Genomic DNA, 1,722 nt, shown 5'->3' on the forward strand with positions numbered 1-1,722 from the left:
CTCGACTTTGCTAACCATTACGGCTTCACGCCGAAAACGCATCAGCCTTATCGGCCCCGCACCAAAGGCAAAGTGGAACGCATTGTCGATTATGTGAAAGACAACTTTCTCAACGGCCGTTCTTTCGCCGGCTTCGACGACCTCAATGCGCAGGCTTTGCACTGGCTGAACCAGACTGCCAATGTGCGTCTCCAGGCCACTACTAAACGGCGACCTGTGGATCTATTTGCGCAGGAAGAGTTGACCAGCGTCAGGGCCATCGCGCCTTACTTAGTAGGCCAACAAGTACCGCGCCAGGCTGGTTGGGATGCCACTGTGCGCTTTGAGCGCAGCCGTTATTCCATCCCGCCCCAACATGCTGGTAAGCCCGTCTTCGTTGAAGCTGACCAGCAAAAGATTGTCATTCGTAGTGGTGACTTGATCATCGCCGAGCACCAGCGCGCCACCCAGCCTGACTCCTCCATCGTGCAACCAGAACACCTCGCAGCGCTCTGGCAACTCTCGTTACAAAAACCAGTTCCCGCCGCGCCTCATTGGCAACTTAGCTTCAGCGACGCGGTGGCTGTTACTCCTTTAGCTGCCTATGACCAAACTGCCGGCCTGGAGGTGACCCGATGAGCATCACTTACGAACAAAAAGCCCCGGCCGCCCTCGAACAATTGAAACTGACTACCGCTCTGGCCCAACTGGACTCCGCTTCCCAACAAGCGGCGGCCCAGAGCTGGTCCTATTCCCATTTCCTCGGCTACCTGCTCGAGGCGGAACTCCAGGAGCGTCATCGCCGCACCGTGCGCCTCAATCTGCAGTTCGCCCGCTTTCCTTATCGCAAACGGCTCGAGGACTTCGATTATGCGGCCCAGCCAGGAGTCGATCGCCGCCTCATCGATGAACTCGCTACCTGTCGTTTCCTGCACGATGGTCGCAGCCTGGTCTTTCTCGGCCCCCCAGGAGTAGGCAAAACGCATCTGGCCATCGCCCTCGGCTTGCTTACTGCCGAAGCCGGTCATCGCGTTTACTTCACTACCGCAATCGAAATGACGCGCCGTTTATCCAAAGCCCTGGCCGAGAACAAACTTCATCGCGAGCTGCATAACATGACGCGTCCTAAACTTTTGATCATCGATGAAGTGGGGTACTTGCAGTTAGACCAGACGCAGGCCAGTCTCTTCTTCCAGGTGATCTCCCAGCGCTACGACAACAACAGCGCCATCATCCTTACTTCCAACAAAGCTTTCAGTGACTGGGCTGAAGTCTTTGCCGGCGATGCCATCATGGCCTCTGCCGCCCTCGACCGTCTGCTCCATCGCTGCACCGTCATTAATATTCGCGGTGAGAGCTTCCGCTTGAAAGAAAAACGTCAGGCCGCTCGCTCCACGCTGGATGCTTTGCTCGATACTTCTGCACTAACAGCTCAACCCACTCCTGCTGCAAAGGAGGAGACTGCCATGACCTAACCCTGTCTCTTTTTTTGCCCCTGGGGGGTCAATTCTTGGTGAGTGAAAAGGGGTCAATTCTTCATGCGCGTTGACACCTCTATGACCTTCAGACGAGAAATGCTGGCTCCGTTTCTTGCCCAATATCTAAAGGACGGCGCGCCAAAGGCAGACGTCGCACCCGTCACGACATTTGAGACCGGCACGAACGTGTGGCGACGCCTGACCAGCTGGCCGTCAGGTTGCGCGACTGACTGCGCTATCAAAGCTACACCACTCTATTTCAACG

Annotated in this window: 2 protein-coding genes; both read left to right on the forward strand. The window is 56.2% G+C overall.

Annotation, left to right across the window (positions count from 1 at the left end; translation table 11 throughout):
- The coding region (locus ACREAY_RS11690; RefSeq protein ID WP_431755943.1) for a Mu transposase domain-containing protein at positions 1 to 618 on the forward strand (618 nt) is incomplete at its 5' end.
- The gene (istB, locus tag ACREAY_RS11695; RefSeq protein WP_431755944.1) at positions 615 to 1,454 is read left to right on the forward strand and encodes an IS21-like element helper ATPase IstB; all 840 of its coding nucleotides are present in this window, start codon (positions 615 to 617) and stop codon (positions 1,452 to 1,454) included. The genes ACREAY_RS11690 and istB, both read left to right, overlap by 4 nt.
- Positions 1,455 to 1,722 lie beyond the last annotated feature (268 nt).

Source organism: Nitrososphaera sp. (assembly GCF_050748925.1).
In the GTDB taxonomy this organism is placed as follows: Archaea; Thermoproteota; Nitrososphaeria; order Nitrososphaerales; family Nitrososphaeraceae; genus Nitrososphaera.

Coding starts and splice junctions, on each gene's coding strand:
- istB (WP_431755944.1), top strand. CDS start 615: ATGAGCATCACTTACGAACAAAAAGCCCCGGCCGCCCTCGAACAATTG.